At 70.9% G+C, this 16,342-nt stretch carries 18 protein-coding genes; 10 read left to right on the top strand and 8 right to left on the bottom strand.

What is annotated here, in order from left to right; all coding sequences use genetic code 11:
• Positions 1-235 precede the first annotated feature (235 nt).
• The 3 genes from AB0L65_RS13850 to AB0L65_RS13840 all read right to left on the bottom strand — a co-directional run bounded on the left by AB0L65_RS13850 (position 236) and on the right by AB0L65_RS13840 (position 2,121).
• Positions 236-454: a hypothetical protein gene (locus tag AB0L65_RS13850; RefSeq protein ID WP_364244426.1), complete on the bottom strand. Its 219-nt coding sequence runs from the start codon at positions 452-454 to the stop codon at positions 236-238.
• Positions 455-579: 125 nt separating this feature from the next.
• Positions 580-1,041, bottom strand: a complete 462-nt coding sequence (locus tag AB0L65_RS13845) for a hypothetical protein (RefSeq protein ID WP_364244424.1) — start codon at positions 1,039-1,041, stop codon at positions 580-582.
• A 168-nt stretch (positions 1,042-1,209) separates the two neighbouring features.
• Positions 1,210-2,121 (bottom strand): hypothetical protein, encoded by a 912-nt coding sequence (locus AB0L65_RS13840; RefSeq protein ID WP_364244422.1) that lies wholly within the window; start codon positions 2,119-2,121, stop codon positions 1,210-1,212.
• 112 nt (positions 2,122-2,233) lie between these two features.
• On the opposite strand from AB0L65_RS13840, the gene AB0L65_RS13835 reads away from it, so the two are divergent.
• From AB0L65_RS13835 to AB0L65_RS13810, 6 genes are read left to right on the top strand one after another with little or no spacing between them, the layout of a single operon-like run.
• Positions 2,234-3,196, top strand: coding sequence for an STM4015 family protein (locus tag AB0L65_RS13835; protein WP_364244419.1), 963 nt, complete (start codon positions 2,234-2,236; stop codon positions 3,194-3,196).
• Entirely contained in the window at positions 3,196-4,140 is a 945-nt protein-coding gene (locus AB0L65_RS13830; protein ID WP_364244417.1) for an STM4015 family protein, read from the top strand. The genes AB0L65_RS13835 and AB0L65_RS13830 overlap by 1 nt, the downstream gene beginning before the upstream one ends.
• A 5-nt stretch (positions 4,141-4,145) precedes the next feature.
• Positions 4,146-5,186: an STM4014 family protein gene (locus AB0L65_RS13825; protein WP_364244414.1), complete on the top strand. Its 1,041-nt coding sequence runs from the start codon at positions 4,146-4,148 to the stop codon at positions 5,184-5,186.
• Positions 5,187-5,209: 23 nt separating this feature from the next.
• A complete protein-coding gene (locus tag AB0L65_RS13820) occupies positions 5,210-6,001 on the top strand; it encodes an STM4013/SEN3800 family hydrolase (protein ID WP_364244809.1) in 792 nt (263 codons plus the stop codon).
• Complete coding sequence (locus AB0L65_RS13815) at positions 5,988-7,253, top strand: STM4012 family radical SAM protein (RefSeq protein WP_364244411.1); 1,266 nt, start codon at positions 5,988-5,990, stop codon at positions 7,251-7,253. Before AB0L65_RS13820 ends, AB0L65_RS13815 begins: the two co-directional genes overlap by 14 nt.
• Positions 7,247-8,077, top strand: coding sequence for an STM4011 family radical SAM protein (locus tag AB0L65_RS13810; protein WP_364244409.1), 831 nt, complete (start codon positions 7,247-7,249; stop codon positions 8,075-8,077). The genes AB0L65_RS13815 and AB0L65_RS13810 overlap by 7 nt, the downstream gene beginning before the upstream one ends.
• Before the next feature lie 2 nt (positions 8,078-8,079).
• Here AB0L65_RS13810 and AB0L65_RS13805 read toward each other — a convergent pair whose 3' ends face one another.
• Positions 8,080-9,351, bottom strand: coding sequence for a DUF6745 domain-containing protein (locus AB0L65_RS13805; protein ID WP_364244406.1), 1,272 nt, complete (start codon positions 9,349-9,351; stop codon positions 8,080-8,082).
• Positions 9,351-9,647: a hypothetical protein gene (locus tag AB0L65_RS13800; protein ID WP_350728630.1), complete on the bottom strand. Its 297-nt coding sequence runs from the start codon at positions 9,645-9,647 to the stop codon at positions 9,351-9,353. Before AB0L65_RS13800 ends, AB0L65_RS13805 begins: the two co-directional genes overlap by 1 nt.
• Before the next feature lie 645 nt (positions 9,648-10,292).
• Here AB0L65_RS13800 and AB0L65_RS13795 point away from each other — a divergent pair.
• Positions 10,293-10,880, top strand: a complete 588-nt coding sequence (locus AB0L65_RS13795; RefSeq protein WP_364244403.1) for a hypothetical protein — start codon at positions 10,293-10,295, stop codon at positions 10,878-10,880.
• 291 nt (positions 10,881-11,171) lie between these two features.
• On the opposite strand, the gene AB0L65_RS13790 is transcribed toward AB0L65_RS13795, so the two are convergent.
• The gene (locus AB0L65_RS13790; protein WP_364244400.1) at positions 11,172-11,960 is read right to left on the bottom strand and encodes a CGNR zinc finger domain-containing protein; all 789 of its coding nucleotides are present in this window, start codon (positions 11,958-11,960) and stop codon (positions 11,172-11,174) included.
• A 28-nt stretch (positions 11,961-11,988) separates the two neighbouring features.
• Here AB0L65_RS13790 and AB0L65_RS13785 point away from each other — a divergent pair, with 28 nt between their 5' ends.
• Positions 11,989-12,870 carry an arginase family protein gene (locus AB0L65_RS13785; RefSeq protein WP_364244397.1) on the top strand — a complete coding sequence of 294 codons (882 nt, stop codon included), beginning with the start codon at positions 11,989-11,991 and terminating at the stop codon, positions 12,868-12,870.
• Between the two features lie 43 nt (positions 12,871-12,913).
• On the opposite strand, the gene AB0L65_RS13780 is transcribed toward AB0L65_RS13785, so the two are convergent.
• Positions 12,914-14,470, bottom strand: a complete 1,557-nt coding sequence (locus AB0L65_RS13780; RefSeq protein ID WP_364244394.1) for a DUF4434 domain-containing protein — start codon at positions 14,468-14,470, stop codon at positions 12,914-12,916.
• Positions 14,471-14,566: 96 nt separating this feature from the next.
• Here AB0L65_RS13780 and AB0L65_RS13775 point away from each other — a divergent pair, with 96 nt between their 5' ends.
• On the top strand, positions 14,567-15,349 hold the full coding sequence (locus AB0L65_RS13775) for an SDR family oxidoreductase (RefSeq protein WP_364244391.1): 783 nt from the start codon (positions 14,567-14,569) through the stop codon (positions 15,347-15,349).
• Between the two features lie 39 nt (positions 15,350-15,388).
• On the opposite strand, the gene AB0L65_RS13770 is transcribed toward AB0L65_RS13775, so the two are convergent.
• Positions 15,389-15,805 carry a VOC family protein gene (locus AB0L65_RS13770; RefSeq protein ID WP_364244389.1) on the bottom strand — a complete coding sequence of 139 codons (417 nt, stop codon included), beginning with the start codon at positions 15,803-15,805 and terminating at the stop codon, positions 15,389-15,391.
• Positions 15,806-15,849: 44 nt separating this feature from the next.
• On the opposite strand from AB0L65_RS13770, the gene AB0L65_RS13765 reads away from it, so the two are divergent.
• Positions 15,850-16,296, top strand: a complete 447-nt coding sequence (locus AB0L65_RS13765) for a MarR family winged helix-turn-helix transcriptional regulator (RefSeq protein WP_364244386.1) — start codon at positions 15,850-15,852, stop codon at positions 16,294-16,296.
• Positions 16,297-16,342: the final 46 nt, after the last annotated feature.

The following is a 16,342-nucleotide window of genomic DNA, read 5'->3' as shown; positions in this document are numbered from 1 at the left end:
TGGCAGCCGAGCACCAGTGCCACACCCACTTGCCCGCTGCGCCGGGGCGTGTGGTCAAAGCATTTCTGGCCAGAAGCGTGAAAACCTCGGACGCGGATTTCGAGACTGACGTCGCGGCAGCCCGCAAGGCGATCAATGACGAAGACGGTTCCCTAAGCGTCCCCAAAGAGGAATTTGGCCAACTGGGATCGCTCAGATCGCCGTAGAAGACGCGGATCCGAGTCCGGAGGCCTGGTCAACGTCTCTGGTCCGTCTGCTTTGGGTGTCCTGTCCCAGCACGCGTGATCCACAAGGTGCGTTCCTCGTCGTCGATCGCGTACCACAGCCGACCACCGGACGTGGCTTCGTACTGCCACTGTTCGAGTGCTGCGCCGGCCACTTTCACGATGCCGAGCGCACCTTTGAGCGGGTGCTGGCGGCAGTCCACACGTCGAGGATCGCTGGTGATGGCCACCCATGCCCGGTCCAGGTTTTCCGGAGCCTGAGCGAGCAGATGTGTCCACCCCTCGGCGGCACGCCGATCGGCGAATCGAACGCGCCATGGGTTGGGACGCGGAACGTCGTCTCCCCGGCCTCCCATCAGGAATCGTCTTTCGGGCGTGCGACCTCAGGCCCGTCGCCGGGGAAGGGTCCCTGCAACTCGTCGGCAAGGCGCGGATCGCTCCAGATCACCGCGGTGGAGCGCCACGAGGTCAACGACCTCCCGAACGGCAGCAACTCCCCCGTGTCCGCGCCCGCCATCAAGTGGCTGAGCAGCTCACGTACACACTCCTGGCGTTCCGTTTCGGGCAGCCAGGTGAGCCAGGGAAGCTCCTCCGCGAGGACTTCCTCCGCGAGTGCGCTGTTGCGGCGGGCCACGATGGCCAGCGCGCGAGCGGCGATACGCAGGCTGGTCATCCCCGCCTGGAATCGCTCGGCGCGCATCAGGATGAGGTTCTCGTCATCGCGTCGTTCGAGGATGACATCGGCGTTGTCCAGTGTGGGAAGCACCTCTGAGGGGCCCCTGAGGAACGCGCTGTACGGAAAGCTCTTGGTCGTCACCTCAACAGGTTATCTGAAGTAGTTCAGATGTCGATCCCATTGCTCTGGCGGTCGCCGCCGTGGCCAGGATGGTGGTAGGGCGGGTGAGGCCCGGCGGGCCCCGCCGGAACGTTTCCGGCTTCGTCCACCGCGACGTGATGGACATGCCACAGGACGTACACCTTCACGCTACTCATCCCCGTCGAGGTCGAAGGCGACGTCGGCGAGCCGGACCGTTCGCACCTCCGAGTCGTCCAGGAGCTTGCGCACGTCGGCGAGTTCCCAGCTGTCTACGACAAGCCCGTACACGAAGCCTTCCAGGGCCGCCGCGTCGAGCCACCCATAGTCCAGCATGAACGCGCTGAGATCGTATCCCTCGTCGAGCTGCCCGACCCACCTGCGGAACTCCGCCAGTGCCGGCTCGGGCTCGGTCTCGCACTGATAGGTGAGTTCGCCCTGGAGGAGGTCCTCGGTCATGTCGCGGTTCCAGACGACCGCGTTCAACGGGGGATCGTTGCTGGAGTCGTCGTAGTCGGACCAGGACGGGGCGTAGACGTAGGAGACGTCCCGTCCTCCGCAGATCTTGTGCCTGCGGTTGAAGGCGATGAGCCGCTCGCTGGTCATCGGCTCCGCGAACTGCACGACCGCGACCGCGTCGAGCGTCTGGGGAAGCGCGTCGATGGTCTTCCGAACATCTGCCGGGACGACTTCGGGGTCCGCCTCCAGGACGGAGATCGCGGAGGAGAAGCTGCCGGACGGCCCGTCGAGGGAGGGGGCCCGGACGGTGCCGAACCAGTTCGGCGTGATCTCGTACTCCTTCCAGCCCGCGCTGAAACCGGCCCGGCGCGCTTCGCCCCGCAGGGTGTAGGTGGTGTTCAGCAGCCATCCGGCGTCGCCGTGACCGTCCGACAGGCGTTTGTCCGGGTTCGCGACGCGGGCGGCCGTGCCGTACACCAGGGCCGTCCGCTCGTCGGCGTAGTCGACGAACACCCACAGAACCCGGTCGATCGCGCTCAAGGCCAGGTACAGCGCCGTGGTGACGGCCAGGACCTTGATGAGGGACCGGGTCACGTACGCCCAGTCGGGCTCCCTCACGTTCATCGGCACGCTCCTAGATCAAATCGGGTACGGCGCACCATAGCCGGTGGGACGGAAGTGTCGGCAGGGTCTGGTAGGACAGGACGCGTCAGGCCCCCCGACCCGAGGATCATCCGTGACCGACGACGACAATCCGAGCTGCTCGGACCGCTACACCGGCACCTACGCCGGCCTGCCCGTGGCCGAGGTGCCCGAGGACGAGGACGGGCCGTGGCCCGACGCCGGTTCCGTGGCGTGGCGGCTCAGCGCCGGCTGGGACGGCAGCCGCATCGCCGAGTGCTTCGACCGGTTCTTCGCGCACGTCGACACCGCGAAGGTCACGGCCATCGTGATCGGCGCGTGGGAAGACTGCTATAGCGACAGCAGCGCGCCCATCGTCCGCCGCCTGGCCGACGAGGCCGGCCGGCTGCCCGAGCTGCGCTCGCTCTTCCTCGGTGCGATCTCGTCGGAGGAGTCCGAGATCTCCTGGATCCAGCAGTCCGACATCACGCCGCTGCTGGAGGCGTACCCGAGGCTTGAACGGCTGGAGGTGCGCGGCGGCTCCGGTCTCCGGATGCGGCCGGTGCGGCACGAGGCGCTGAAGAAGCTGCGGTTCGAGTCGGGCGGCCTGGACGGCTCGCTGGTCCGCGCCGTGGCCGCCAGCGACCTGCCCGCGCTGGAGCACCTGGAGCTCTGGCTGGGCGTCCCCGAGTACGGCGGCGACGGCAACGTCACCGACGTCGATCCCATCCTCAGGGGCGAGCGGCTGCCCGCGCTGCGTCATCTGGGGCTGCAGGACAGCGAGATCCAGGACGAGCTCGCCGCCGCCGTGGCCACCGCGCCGATCGTGGCCAGGCTCGAGACGCTGCGCCTGTCGATGGGCGTGCTCACCGACGCCGGGGCGGAGGCGCTGCTCAGCGGCCAGCCGCTGACCCATCTGCGCGTGCTCGACCTGCACCACCACTACATGTCCGACGAGATGATGCGGCGGGTGACCGAGGCCCTGCCCGGGGTGGAGGTCGACGTGTCCGAGAACGAGGAGCCGGACGTGGACGAAGAGGACGGCGAGACGTGGCGTTACGTGGCGGTGGACGAGTGATGCGGGAGTTCGACGAGCAGCCCAGCCACTACGAGACCTACGACCGGAGCTACGCCGGCCTGCCGGTGGCCGAGGTCCCCTGGCAGGGCGACGACAAGCCGCCCGAGGCCGGGTCCGCGGCCTGGCGGCTCAGCGCCCACACCTACGACGACGGCCTCCCCGACCACATCGCCGAGTGCTTCGACTGGTTCTTCGAGCACATCGACACCTCGCAGGTCACCGCCGTCGTGATCGGCAGTTGGGAGAACCCCTACGGCGGCGACAGCAGTCACCTCGTCCGCCGCCTGGCCGACGAGGCCGAAAGGCTGCCCGAGCTGCGCTCGCTCTTCCTGGGCGCGATGTCGCCGGAGGACTGCGAGATCTCCTGGATCCAGCAGTCGGACGTCACGCCGCTGCTGGAGGCGTACCCGAAGCTGGAGCGGCTGGAGGTGCGCGGCGGCACCCGTCTGCGGTTCTCGCCGGTGCGGCACGAGTCGCTGAAGGTGCTGCGGTTCGAGACGGGAGGGCTGCCGGAAGAGGTGGTTCACGGCGTCGGCGCGTGCGACCTGCCCGCGCTGGAGCACCTCGACATGTGGTTCGGGGTCGACGAGTACGGCGGTGACGCCACGGTCGGCGACGTCGCCGGGATCCTGGGCGGGGAGCGGTTGCCCCGGCTGCGCCACCTGGGGCTGCAGAACAGCCAGCTCCAGGACGAGCTCGCCGCCGCCGTGGCCACCGCGCCGATCGTGGCCGGGCTGGAGACGCTGAGCCTGGCGATGGGCGGGCTCACCGACGCCGGCGCGGAGGCGCTGCTCAGCGGCCAGCCGCTGACCCACCTGCGCCGGCTGGACCTCTCTCACCACGACATCGGCCTCGAGATGAGGGCCCGCCTGACCGCGGCGCTGCCGGGCGTCGACGTCGACCTGTCCGGCCCGGGCACGGGCTACGTGGCCGTGACGGAGTGAGTGGCGTGCGGTTCGCCGTGGCCGGGACGCCCGGGGATCGGCGGGTGACGATGTTCCGGGACGCCGCGGTGGCCGCCGGGCTGGCTGAGCCCCACGTGATCCCGTGGCGGGACGTGCTGGCCGGGCGGGAGATCGGCGCGCCTGAGGGTTCGTTGCTGCGCGTGGACTCGCCGGGTGAGGACGCCGGGGCCGACGAGCTGCTGCGCGGGCCCGGGGATCCCGCGCGCGTCGGCGGCGGGGCGGCCTGGTTCAAGGCGTTCACGGCGGGGCTGTCGCGGGTGGCCGCCATCCCGGGTGTGCGGCTGCTCGGCGACGTCGAGGAGATCTCGGTGATGTTCGACAAGCGGCGCTGCCACGCCGTGCTGGCCGGGGCGGGGGTGCCGGTGCCGCCCGCGTTCGAGGCCGGTTCGTACGACGGGCTGCGGGCGGAGATGGAGCGTCACGGCTGGTCCCGGGTGTTCGTCAAGCCCGCGCACGGTTCGTCGGCGTCCGGGGTGATCGCGTTCCAGGCGCACGGCGACCGGGTGCGGGCCGTCACGTCGGCGGCCTGGGTCGAGGGGGTGCTGTGCAACTCGCTGCGGGTGCGCACGTACACCTCCGCCGGTGACGTGCGGCGGATCGTCGACTTCCTCGCCGGCGACGGGCTGCACGTCGAGCGGTGGTTTCCGAAGGCGTCCACCGGCGGGAGGGTGTTCGACCTGCGGGTGGTGACCGTGGCCGGGGTCCCGACGCACGCGGTGCTGCGGGCCGGCCGCAGCCCGATGACCAACCTGCACCTCGGCGGGTCGCGGGGCGATCTGGACGCCGTACGGTCGCGGCCGGACCTGTGGGAGCGGGTGCTGGAGGCGTGCTCGCGGGCGGCGGCCTGCTTTCCGCGGAGCCTCAGCACGGGGGTGGACGTCATGGTGGGGGCGGATTGGCGGTCGGTGGCGGTGGCCGAGGTGAACGCGTTCGGGGATCTGCTGCCGGGGTTGGGGGATCTCGCGGGGAACGGGCGTGACACGTACGCCGAGCAGGTACGCGCGGTCCTGGCGGGGGCGTGGTGAGCACAGGCGAGCCGGCGTTCGACATGAACGGGATCGTGGGGAGCCACGACATCCTCCTCGTCACGCTCGACACGCTCCGCCACGACATCGCGGTCGCGCTCGAGGCCGCCGGGTTGTTGCCGAACCTCCTGCCGCCCGGCGTGTCCTGGGAGCGGCGACACAGCCCGGGCAGCTTCACGTACGCCGCCCACGCCGCCATGTTCGCCGGGTTCCTGCCCACTCCGGTGACCCCGGGGCCGCATCCCCGGCTGTTCGCGGCCACGTTCCCGGGCAGCGAGACCACCGGGGGCCGTACGTGGGTGTTCGACGCGCCCGACCTGCCCGCCGGGCTCGCGCGGGCCGGTTACCACACGGTGTGCGTCGGCGGCGTCGGCTTCTTCAACAAGCTGACCCCGCTCGGGTCCACGCTGCCGAGCCTGTTCGCCGAGAGCCACTGGGAGCCTGCCTTCGGCGTGACGAACCCGTCGTCGCTGGAGCGCCAGATCGACCGCGCCGAGGAGGTGCTGACCGGCCGGCGCGAACCGGTCTTCCTGTTCGTCAACGTGTCGGCCCTGCACCAGCCGAACCACTTCTACCTGCCGGGAGCCGCCGGCGACTCGCTGGAGAGCCACGCGGCGGCGCTGCGGTACGTCGACCGGCACATCGGACGCCTCTACGCGCTGATGCGCCGCCGCCGTCCGTGCCTGGTGATCGTCTGTTCCGACCATGGCACGGCGTACGGCGAGGACGGCCACGTCGGCCACCGGATCGGCCACGAGGTGGTCTGGACGGTCCCCTACACCGAGTTCGTTCTGGAGAGCAATGCGGCCTTATGAGGGTTACGTCTACGCCTATCCGCACAAGACCGCCTACCGGCCGCTCGATCCGCGACCACGGCTCAAGGAGGTGTGGGCCGGGGAACGGCCGGGCGCGTTGTACGTACACATCCCGTTCTGCGAGATGCGCTGCGGCTTCTGCAACCTCTTCACCCGCACCGGCGCCCCGGAGGAGCTGGTCGCGGCCTACCTCGACGCGCTGGAGCGCCAGGCCGCCCAGGTGCGGGACGCGCTGGAGGAGACCGCGTTCACCACGGCCGCGTTCGGCGGCGGGACGCCGACGTACCTCAGCGCTCGCGAGCTGACCCGGCTGTTCGACCTGACCGAGCGCACGATGGGGGTGGATCTCGCCCGGATCCCGCTTTCGGTGGAGACCTCCCCCGCCACCGCGACCCCCGACCGCCTGTCCGTCCTGGCCGAGCGCGGCACGTCCCGCGTCTCGATCGGCGTGCAGAGCTTCGTCGACGCCGAGGCCCGCTCCGCCGTACGCCCGCAGAAGCGGGCCGAGGTGGACGCGGCCCTCGACGCGATCAGGGCCTCGGGCGTGCCGGTGCTCAACATCGACCTGATCTACGGCATCGACGGGCAGACGCCGGAGTCGTGGCTGTACTCCCTGGACACCGCGCTCGGGTGGCGGCCCGAGGAGCTGTACCTGTACCCGCTCTACGTCCGGCCGCTGACGGGGCTCGGCAAGCAGGGCCGGGCCTGGGACGACCAGCGGCTCGAACTGTACTGGGCCGGGCGCGAACACCTGCTGGCCGCCGGGTACGAGCAGGTTTCGATGCGGATGTTCCGGCTGCCCGGCACGGGTTCGACCACCGGCTACTGCTGCCAGACCGACGGGATGGTGGGGCTGGGGTGCGGGGCGCGCTCGTACACGAGCGAGCTCCACTACTCGTTCGAGTATGCCGTTGGGGCGCGGCACGTGCGCTCGATCATCGACGACTACGTGCGGCAGGACGAGTTCGACCTGGCCAACGTGGGCTTCTCCCTGTCGCTCGAGGAACGCAAGCGGCGGCACCTCATCCAGTCGCTGCTGCAGGGGGACGGGCTCTCGCGGCGGCTGTACGCGGAGCGGTTCGGCGGCGACGTGCTGGCCGACTTCGCCCTGGACGAGTTCGGCGAGTGGCTGCTGGCGGACCCGGCGACGGTCCGGCTGACGCCGGAGGGGCTGGCGTACTCCGACGCGATCGGGCCCGCCCTCTTCTCGCCCGAGGTCAGGCGGCTCATGGAGGGGTATGCGGCGTGCTGACCATCCTCTACCGCGGGCCCCTCGCGAGCTGCGACTACGACTGCTCCTACTGCCCGTTCGCCAAGCGGCGCGACAGCCCCGAGCAGTTGCGGGCCGACCGGGAGGCGCTGGAGCGGTTCGCGGGCTGGGTGGGCGAGCAGCCGTTCGAGGTGTCGGTGCTGTTCACGCCGTGGGGTGAGGGCCTGGTCAGGTCGTGGTACCGCCGGGCCCTCGTGGAGCTCTCCTGGCTGCCCAACGTCGCCAAGGTCGCCATCCAGACGAACCTGAGCTGCCGTACCGACTGGCTCGCCGAGGCGTCGGACCGGGCCGCGCTGTGGGTGACGTATCACCCGACGCAGGTCGCGTACGACCGCTTCCTCGGCAAGCTCCGCTCGCTGCCGGTGCGCCACAGCGTCGGCATCGTCGGCGACCCCGCGCACCTGCCGGACGCGCGGCGGCTGCGGTCGGACCTGCCCTCGGAGACGTACCTGTGGGTGAACGCCGAGGAGGGCCGCCTCTACACCGACGAGGAGGCGGCCGAATGGTCGGCGATCGACCCGCTCTTCCACGTCAGCCGCTTCCCGCACCGGAGCGCCGGGCTGCCGTGCCGGACGGGCGACAGCGTGATCTCGGTGAACGGCGACGGCACCGTGCGCCGCTGCCACTTCATCCCGGAGGTGCTGGGCAACCTGTACGACGGCTCGTACCGAGCGGCGCTGCGGCCCCGGCCCTGCCCCGCCGCGGCCTGCGACTGCCACATCGGCTACGTGCATCTGGAGCCGCTCGGCCTCTACGACGTCTTCACCGGCGGCGTCCTCGAACGCATCCCGGCGGTCTGGCCCTGACCTCAGGTCTCGCGCTCGGGCCGGTAGTCCTCCTCAGTGACCCCGAACGTCCACGCGACGCCCTCCCGCGCCCGCTCGACCCACGGCGGCACCCTCAGGAAGTAGGTGCGGCTGGTGCCGTCGGGCTCGGGCGTGGAGTTGACGACCTCCACCATGGCCAGCGGTTCGTCGTCGGAGAGCTCCACCCGCCACAGGACGCCCGTCTCGTCGGAGTGCACCGGCTTGGCCCCCGACTCGGCCAGGTAGCGGTCGAGGCCGAAGTGCTCCAGCATGGCCCGGCGCAGCTCGGCGTTCTCCTCTTCGCGGATCCGCTCGACGGTCAGCTCGCGCATCGCGGCGCCGAAGTCGGCGGGAACGGGCATGCCGTGCCAGGCGTGCAGCGCGAACCCGTCGGGGTAGGACAGGGCCGGGCCGACCGCCCGATGCAGCCGCCCCACATCGTCGAGGTGCAGCTCGGCGGGGCGCTCCGTGACGATCGCCAGCCGCTCGAACGGCCACCACCAGCCGGTGCACTCGGCCGCCCGCTTGAGCCCGTCGAGCCCGTCGAACGCCGACAGCCAGGGGGCGTCGTGCTGCCCCAGCACCGCGTCGAGCGTCACCCGCCGCAACGCCACACCGACCTGACCGGCCTCACCGCCCAGCTCGGCGATGCCCCGGCGGATGTCGTTGACCAGCCGGTTGACCTGCGGCCAGAGCCGTCCGCCGGTCTCGTCCCACAAGGCCGCCCAGCCGACGGGGCCCAGCTCGGCGTAGGCGGCCGCCCTGGCCCGCTCCCACGGCACCGTACGGACCGCGCCCCGCACCGACCGGCCGGGATCCCCGTACGACTCCCACGACCTGAGCGCCTCCCCCACCGCCCGACGCAGCTCTGGTACGCCCTGGTCACCGGGCTCCTGTTCGTCGGAGCCGCTCTCGCCGCGCGGATCGCGCATCACGGCGCGGCCATCCCCACTCGTTGACCTGGTTGACGAGCCACCGTCGCCCGCCGACCCGGTTGATGAGCCGTCCCCGCTCGGTGATCCGGCCGGCGAGCCGCCGTCGTCCGGTGAGCGGTGCGGCAGGGCCCCCAGTCCGGCCTCCTCCAGGGCGCGGCGCACCGCGTCGCCGCCGGTCAGCCAGGCCGCCGCGACGGCCCCGGCCGCGGGCGAGGGCAGCACGAGCACGTGCTCGGGCTCGGCCAGCCCGGCCTCGCGGTACGCCTGCCGGACGGCCGCCTCCGGGTCCTCGCCCGGCCCGGTGGCCACGGCCACCTGCTCCCACGTCAAGGTCGTCATCAGTCGGCCACCACCCGGTAGGAGCCGGGCACGTATTCACGCTGCCTGATCACCCTGTACCAGCCCTTGGGCAGCGAGATCGCGGCATGCTCCTCGTGCACGAGCCGCCCGCCTTCGGGCAGGTGCAGGAAGCCGCCGGCCAGGGTGCCGGGGCCGGGGATCGCGTGGCAGTGTCCGGTGGCCTCGCCATAGGCCAGAACCAGCCGCCCGCGAGCGTCCCGCGGCTCCGGCCGCAGCGTGCGCGGGGCGGACTCCTCCGGCACGGGCATGATCAGGATGTCGCCCTGTCGATACATCGACCAACCTCCATCGTCGGGGGGATGATCGAAAGCTATCTACCCTGACCGACAATTCCCGGTGCCCGGGACGCCGCGCGCCCACGCCCGCATGCGACCGGATCCCACGTCGGCAACACACCACGCGGTCCGCAACCACCGGACGGAGACAGGACACCGAACCGGGGCGATGGCGAGCCGACGGCGGCACCCGGCCACCCCCTGGTCACCGGACCCCTGCGAGGCGGACCCGCCTTCGTGGCGCGGTTCGCGCAACACCGGGCCGCCCTCGCCCAGGCAAACCGTGCGCGCTTCGACACATCTGCCTGAACTTAGAGTCATCGAGTGATAACGTTCCGCGCATGCCCTCCTCCCAGCATGAGGCGCTCCATCGCATCTTCCGCGACAAACCAGAGCTGTTCGCTCATGCCTTCAAGATCCTCAACATCGACTTCCCGACCCCTGCCGAGGTCGCTGTGGTCGATACCGACCTGACGGAAATAGCGCCGATTGAGCGGCGCGCCGACACGGTGATGATGTTCACCTCCCGGTGGGGGTCCAAAACCGTGGTGATCATCGAGTCGCAATCACGCATAGACGACGACAAGGCGTCCGCGTGGGCCTACTACCTTCAGCCACGCGCACATCAAGTTCGACTGTCCCGTCATGCTCCTCGTGACCTGCCAGGACAAGGCCACGGCCACGTGGGCCCGCGAGCCGAAACGGATCGGCCTGCCCGGCTTCCCGTGCTTGATCGTCTATCCCATAGCGCTCGGCCCTGACAACGTGCCTCAGATCATCAACCCGGCCGAAGCGTGCGAAGACGCGGTGCTCACCATGTTCTCGGCACTCACACATGCGCGTTCACCCAAGGTCAATGCGATACTGGAGGCCCTGGACGTCGCGCTGACCGCGGTCGACACCGACACCGCCGCATACCTCGCCGAACAAACGGAAATAGGCCTCGGAAACACTAAAGCCCGGCAGATCTGGAGATCTCTGATGGCCATGCAGAACTATCGATTCAAATCCGAGTTCGCGGAGATGCTCCGGGCCGAAGGACGAGCCGAAGGACAGGCCGAAGGTGAGGCTCGTGGCGAAGCGAAGTCCGTGCTGAAGATCCTGGAGCAGCGCAACATACCCGTCTCGGACTCCATCCGGGAGAGAGTCCTCGCATGCACCGACCTCGCCCTCCTTGAGAGCTGGCTCGTCCGATCACTCAAAACCACCACCGCCGAAGAGCTCTTCGATTGAAGATCCCAGCTCAGCTGAAGCCCAACCGCCCACAGCTGGGATACCTGAACCCCCTCCATCACACCGTGCGTGGTCACTCGCGCCAACGGCACCCCTGCGCATCCGGCGACGCGCCACGACAACGCGATGAGCAGGCGGCGCGACCAGACGACCTTCTCCAGCGGACCTCATGGAGGCGTTCGCGCCCGACATCATCCCGCTCCCCCGTAGAAGATCCAGCGCAAGATCGGCCAGATCACCGCCGGACCGGTACACGTGCCGGTCGCCTGGATATCGCCGTATGCCCGAGGCTCAGCGGCGGCGGGCGCGGGAGGCGGCGGCGTGGGCGCGGTTGGCGCAGCGGGTCGAGCAGAACTGGCGCTTGCCCGGGCGGCTGTGGTCCACGAAGGCGTCCTTGCAGGGGTCGGCCGCGCAGAGGCGCAGCCGTTCCCAGTCGCCTGTGGCGGCGAGGTCGAGCAACTCGGCGACGGATCGTACGGCGAACTGTTCGGCGAGGTCGGCTCCCTCCGGTGCGGTGAGGCGCTGGCGTGGCGCGCCGTCCGACTCCTCCACCACCACCCGGATCGGCAGCTCGCTCGCCCACCGCGCCAGGGCGCGCGTCCGATCGGAAGGGTCGCAGGACAGCACGGCACGCAGCCGCTCCCGGACCGCCCGCACCGCCCGCAACTCCCTCGCGTCCGGCCCGTCGGCTCCCGCCGGACGCTCGCTCGGCCCGCCTTCGAGCGGCTCCCCCACCGATTTCAGCCCCGGCCCCGCCTCCGGCGACTGCCCCGGCCGCGCCCCTTGCGACTCCCCCAACTGGGCCTCCGATGACCGCTCCGGCCGGGTCTCCGGGGAAGGTGCCCCCGAGGTCTCCAACGACGACCCCGGCCGCGCCTCCGGTGACGCCACCGGCCGGAGGGCTGGGGACGGGGCCGGGAGTGCGGGTGGGAGTCCGGTGGGGGCGGGTGACAGGTCCAGTTCGTGGCAGAAGCGGTGCAGGGCCGCCGTGTCGGGCAGGCGCTCCGGGTCGTCCAGGTACTCGTCCCACGTGTTGGCCAGATCCAGTGCCACAAGACCCGTTTCAGCGAACTGGCGCATCCATCCTCCCTCTGTTACCGTCACGACTATGAACAGAATAACCCCTGACAGGCACCTGACGATCCTCGACGCCCCGTCCAATCTCGGCCTGCGCCCGCTCGCCCCCGACACCATCCCCGGCTGCTACAAGGCCCCCTGGGCGCTGCGGAACGCGGGCCTCGTGCAGCGGCTCGGCGCCGCCGACGCGGGGACGCTGGTCCCGCCCCGCTATGTCGCCACCTGGGAGCCCGGCAGCGGCGTGCGCAACGGCCCAGCCATCGCCTCCTACACCCGCAGGCTCGCCGACGAGGTGACCGGCATCCGGGCGGCGGGAGGGTTCCCGGTGCTGCTCGGCGGCGACTGCTCGATCCTGCTCGGCCCCGCCCTCGCCCTGCGCCGGAGCGGGCGGTACGGAGTGGCGTACCTGGACGCGCACGCCGACTTCCGGCACCTGGGCAACAGCCCGCACGTCGGGGCGGCGGCCGGGGAGGACCTGGCGCTGATCACCGGGCGCGGTGACGACTACCTGGCGGACATCGACGGGCTGCGGCCGTACGTCAGGGACGAGGACGTGATCGTGATCGGGGTCCGGGACGAGGAGGACCTGCGGGACATCGCGGACAGCGGCATCGCGCACCTCCCGGGCACCGACATCTCCCTCGACGACGCGAGCAAGGTGCTGGTGCGTGACGAGCTCGACGGGTTCTGGATCCACGTGGACGCCGACGTCCTCGACCCGTCCGTGCTGCCCGCCGTGGACTCCCCCACCCCGGGCGGGCTCGACGCCGCGCAGCTCACCGAGCTGATCCGCGGCCTGGCGCAACTGCCGGGAGCCGTCGGCCTGGAGGTGACGATCCTCGATCCCGACCTGGACGAGGACGGCAGCCAGGCCACCCTGCTGGCGGACATCCTCGTGTCGGCGCTGACCTAAGGGGCTGACCTAAGGGGCTGACCTGAGGGGCTGACCTGAGGGCCTAACGGATCGCGTAGCCGCTCGTGCTGGAGTGGCCGGTCTCGTTCGTGGCGGTGATCGAGGTCCAGGGGCCCGTGGGTACGTACGGGGCCCACGCCGACTCCAGCCGCCCCCGCCCGTACCACTCCTGCCTGACCACCGCCCCCTGCGGGTCGAAGCGGAGCGTCCCGCCGCGCAGGTTGTAGCCCTCGACGAGGATGCCCTGCCGCCCGTTCATCTCCTTGCGGGTGGCGCCGACGATGATCGGCTGCCGCCAGCCGTTCACGATGTCGTCGGCCAGTGAGGGCGTGTCGAAGCGGGCCTGGCACGTGAAGAACGGGTCCCACCCATAAGAGATGATTTTTCCGGCGTAGGTCCCCGCCGCCATCACCTGCGAGTCGATCCGGCCCTTCGTGGTACGCCCCCGCAACGGCAGCGGATCCACCCGCCCGCACTCCCCGTCCACCGGCGTCGGCTCGAACCCCTCCACGTTCACCCACAGCTCCACCCCGGACGGCACCCGCCGCGCCGCGGCCTCGATGTAGTCGCGCGTGGACCCGTAGTACGCCCGGGCATTGCTCACAGCCCCGACCACCGGCATCAATCGCGGAGCGACGGGCGCCGCCTCCTCATGAACCCCGTACACCGGCACCTTCCCCGTCCCCCGCCCGTCCTGCACGGCGACGGCCATGGGCGCTCCGGCCCGGGTCGCGGCGATGTCCGCCAACCCCTTCTCCACCTGCCCGGGCGGGAACCCGCGCCCCCTCCGGGCGTCGATGTACGGGCTGACCACGATCTTCTTCCCGGGCAGGGCCGCGGCGACGACCGCGTGCTGGGCCGCGTACAGCTCGATGATCGGATCCTTCGGCCCCCGCCCCCGCATGGCCAGCTCGAACGACTGGTACACCCCGCCGAACGCCGCCGACCTCCCGAACCGCTCGCGGTAGTCGGCCAGCACCCGCGCGGTGAAGGCGCTCAGCGCGGGGGTGTGCGCGGTGTCGGGCTCCCACGGCTTGCCCTCCTGCTGCGGCGCGGCGGGCAGCCCGGGGAACACCGTCATCCCGTACGCGGCCGCCTCGGTCATCAGGTTGCCGAGCCCGTCGCCGTCCGTGGAGACGAGCACGAGATCCTGGACGGGGTCCGCGCAGGACCCGGCCAGCGAGACCCGGTAGAAGATCCGGCCCCGGCTCTCGATCCGCCGGTCCAACCCCGGGCAGCGCAGCAGCCCCTTCCCGAATTCCTCGCTGGTCACGTACGTGTAGACGTGACGGACCCCGGGCACCTCGGCGCACGGCCGCCCGTCCACGAGACAGTCGGCGAAGACGGGATCCTCGCGGGCGCTGAACCTCGGCCCGAACGTGATGAGCGTGTCGCCGCCGATCGCGTGGACGGCCTCGACCATGCGCCGCGTCACGCACGGATCGGCGCGGGGGATGACCCAGTAGCCGGTGACGGCGTACGGGGCGACGACCCGGGTGTCGCGCGACTGGCACTCCTCCACCCCGGAGGAGTCGCCGGGCACGACCAGACTCGCCACGAAGGCGCCCGCCACGACCAGCCACAGGATGATCCGGTGCACCCACGCCCCTTCCACGCCACCCCAAGCCTACGCATCCGGCGCGCCGTGCACGTGTCCCGGCGTGACCTCCGGCACCTGATCACCGACAATGACAACGTGCGCATCGATCTCAGCGGCAAGACCGCGCTGGTCACCGGCTCGACGCAGGGCATCGGGGCGGCCATCGCCGAAGGGCTGGCGTTGGCGGGGGCCCGCGTCGGGATCAACGGCCGCACCGAGAGCTCCGTCGCGATGGCGATGGAGCAGATCGGTGTCGGCGACCTGATCGAGGCTCCCGGCGACGTGACTTCGGACGAGGGCTGCGCGGCGGTGCTGGACGCGCTGCCGCAGGTGGACATCCTGGTCAACAACCTGGGGATCTTCGGGGCCAGGCCCGCGCTCGAGATCGACGACGCCGAGTGGCGGCGCTACTTCGAGGTCAACGTGCTGGCCGCGGTCCGGCTCACCCGTACGTACCTGCCGGGCATGATCGAGCGCGACTGGGGCCGGATCCAGTACATCGCCAGCGACTCCGCCGTGGCCATCCCCGTCGAGATGATCCACTACGGCATGACCAAGACCGCACTGCTGGGCGTCTCCCGGGGGTTCGCCAAGGCGGCCGCTGGCACGGGGGTGACGGTCAACTCGGTGCTCGCCGGGCCGACGCACACCGGGGGCGTGGAGGAGTTCGTCTACCAGCTCGTGGACAAGGAGCTGCCGTGGGAGGAGGCGCAGCGGGCGTTCATGCGGGAGCACCGGCCGCAGTCTCTGCTGCAGCGCCTGATCGAGCCCGAGGAGATCGCGAACATGGTCGTCTACCTCAGCTCGCCCTTCGCCTCCGCGACCACGGGCGGCGCGGTGCGGGTGGACGGCGGCTACGTGGACTCGATCCTCCCGTGAAGACCTCCTCCGAAGACCTCCCCTGAAGATCTTCCATGATCAGTACGACTGGAGCTCGATGAGGTTGCCCTCCGGATCGCGCAGGTGCGCGGTCCGCAGGGTGGGCGCCCAGTCGGGGCGGTCCTGGGGCGGGGCGACGACCGTGGCGCCGTGGCGGGCCAGGCAGTCGGCGGCCATGTCGACGTCGTCCACCTTCATGACCAGCATCGACGCGTCCTGAGCCGTGTTCTGAGCCGTGTCCTGAGCCGCCTGGGGCAGGTCCGCGGTGCCGACGGCGGCCGCGAGCCGGTCCCGGCCGAACAGGACCAGCCCGGCCTGCCCCTCGATGTCCCAGTTGGCGTATCCGGGCAGGACCTTCACCGGCTCGACGCCGAGCAGCTCGCGCAGCACGGCCTGGTAGAAGGCGGCGCAGGTCGGGAAGTCACGCACCAGCAGGCGGGGGTAGAGCGCGTCCATCGGAGGGCCTCCAGCGAAAAATAGTGGGTGACTACCAATTATTGGTGACAACCTACACTAAGGGCATGGACCTGCCGCCCACCCTGCTCGCGATCACGACCTTCGTCCTGCACAAGGTCGGGGTGGGGAGCCGCCGCGCCGTGGCGGCCCGGCTGGCGGACGAGGCCGGGCTGAGCCTGTGGCAGTTCGCCGTGCTGGCCACGCTGGCCGACTCCGGACCCGCCGCCCAGCGCGAGATCGGCGGCCGGCTGGGGCTCGATCCGAGCGACATGGTGCGCCTGATGGACGAGCTGATCGGCGCGGGGCTGGCCGAACGCGACCGCGACCCGGCCGACCGGCGGCGCTACCGGGTCTCGCTGACGCCCGCGGGCCGCGACGCGCTGGAGCGGGGGCGGGCCCTGGTGGAGCGCGTGGAACGGGAGACGCTGGCGCCGCTGACGGCGGACGAGCGAGAGCGACTCCACGAGCTGATCACGAAAATCTTCAGATAGCGGCGATGAACAGGGAAAAAGCCGCCGGAGTGATAGGTCCGGCCGT

It is taken from the genome of Nonomuraea sp. NPDC052116, assembly GCF_040680035.1.
GTDB classification, from domain to species: domain Bacteria; phylum Actinomycetota; class Actinomycetes; order Streptosporangiales; family Streptosporangiaceae; genus Nonomuraea; species Nonomuraea angiospora_A.
This window is presented reverse-complemented; position numbering and strand designations above follow the sequence as displayed.

Coding starts and splice junctions, on each gene's coding strand:
- AB0L65_RS13805 (WP_364244406.1), bottom strand. CDS start 9,351: ATGACGACCTTGACGTGGGAGCAGGTGGCCGTGGCCACCGGGCCGGGC.
- AB0L65_RS13840 (WP_364244422.1), bottom strand. CDS start 2,121: ATGAACGTGAGGGAGCCCGACTGGGCGTACGTGACCCGGTCCCTCATC.
- AB0L65_RS13800 (WP_350728630.1), bottom strand. CDS start 9,647: ATGTATCGACAGGGCGACATCCTGATCATGCCCGTGCCGGAGGAGTCC.
- AB0L65_RS13815 (WP_364244411.1), top strand. CDS start 5,988: ATGCGGCCTTATGAGGGTTACGTCTACGCCTATCCGCACAAGACCGCC.
- AB0L65_RS13795 (WP_364244403.1), top strand. CDS start 10,293: ATGCTCCTCGTGACCTGCCAGGACAAGGCCACGGCCACGTGGGCCCGC.
- AB0L65_RS13785 (WP_364244397.1), top strand. CDS start 11,989: ATGAACAGAATAACCCCTGACAGGCACCTGACGATCCTCGACGCCCCG.
- AB0L65_RS13770 (WP_364244389.1), bottom strand. CDS start 15,805: ATGGACGCGCTCTACCCCCGCCTGCTGGTGCGTGACTTCCCGACCTGC.
- AB0L65_RS13790 (WP_364244400.1), bottom strand. CDS start 11,960: ATGCGCCAGTTCGCTGAAACGGGTCTTGTGGCACTGGATCTGGCCAAC.
- AB0L65_RS13830 (WP_364244417.1), top strand. CDS start 3,196: ATGCGGGAGTTCGACGAGCAGCCCAGCCACTACGAGACCTACGACCGG.
- AB0L65_RS13820 (WP_364244809.1), top strand. CDS start 5,210: ATGAACGGGATCGTGGGGAGCCACGACATCCTCCTCGTCACGCTCGAC.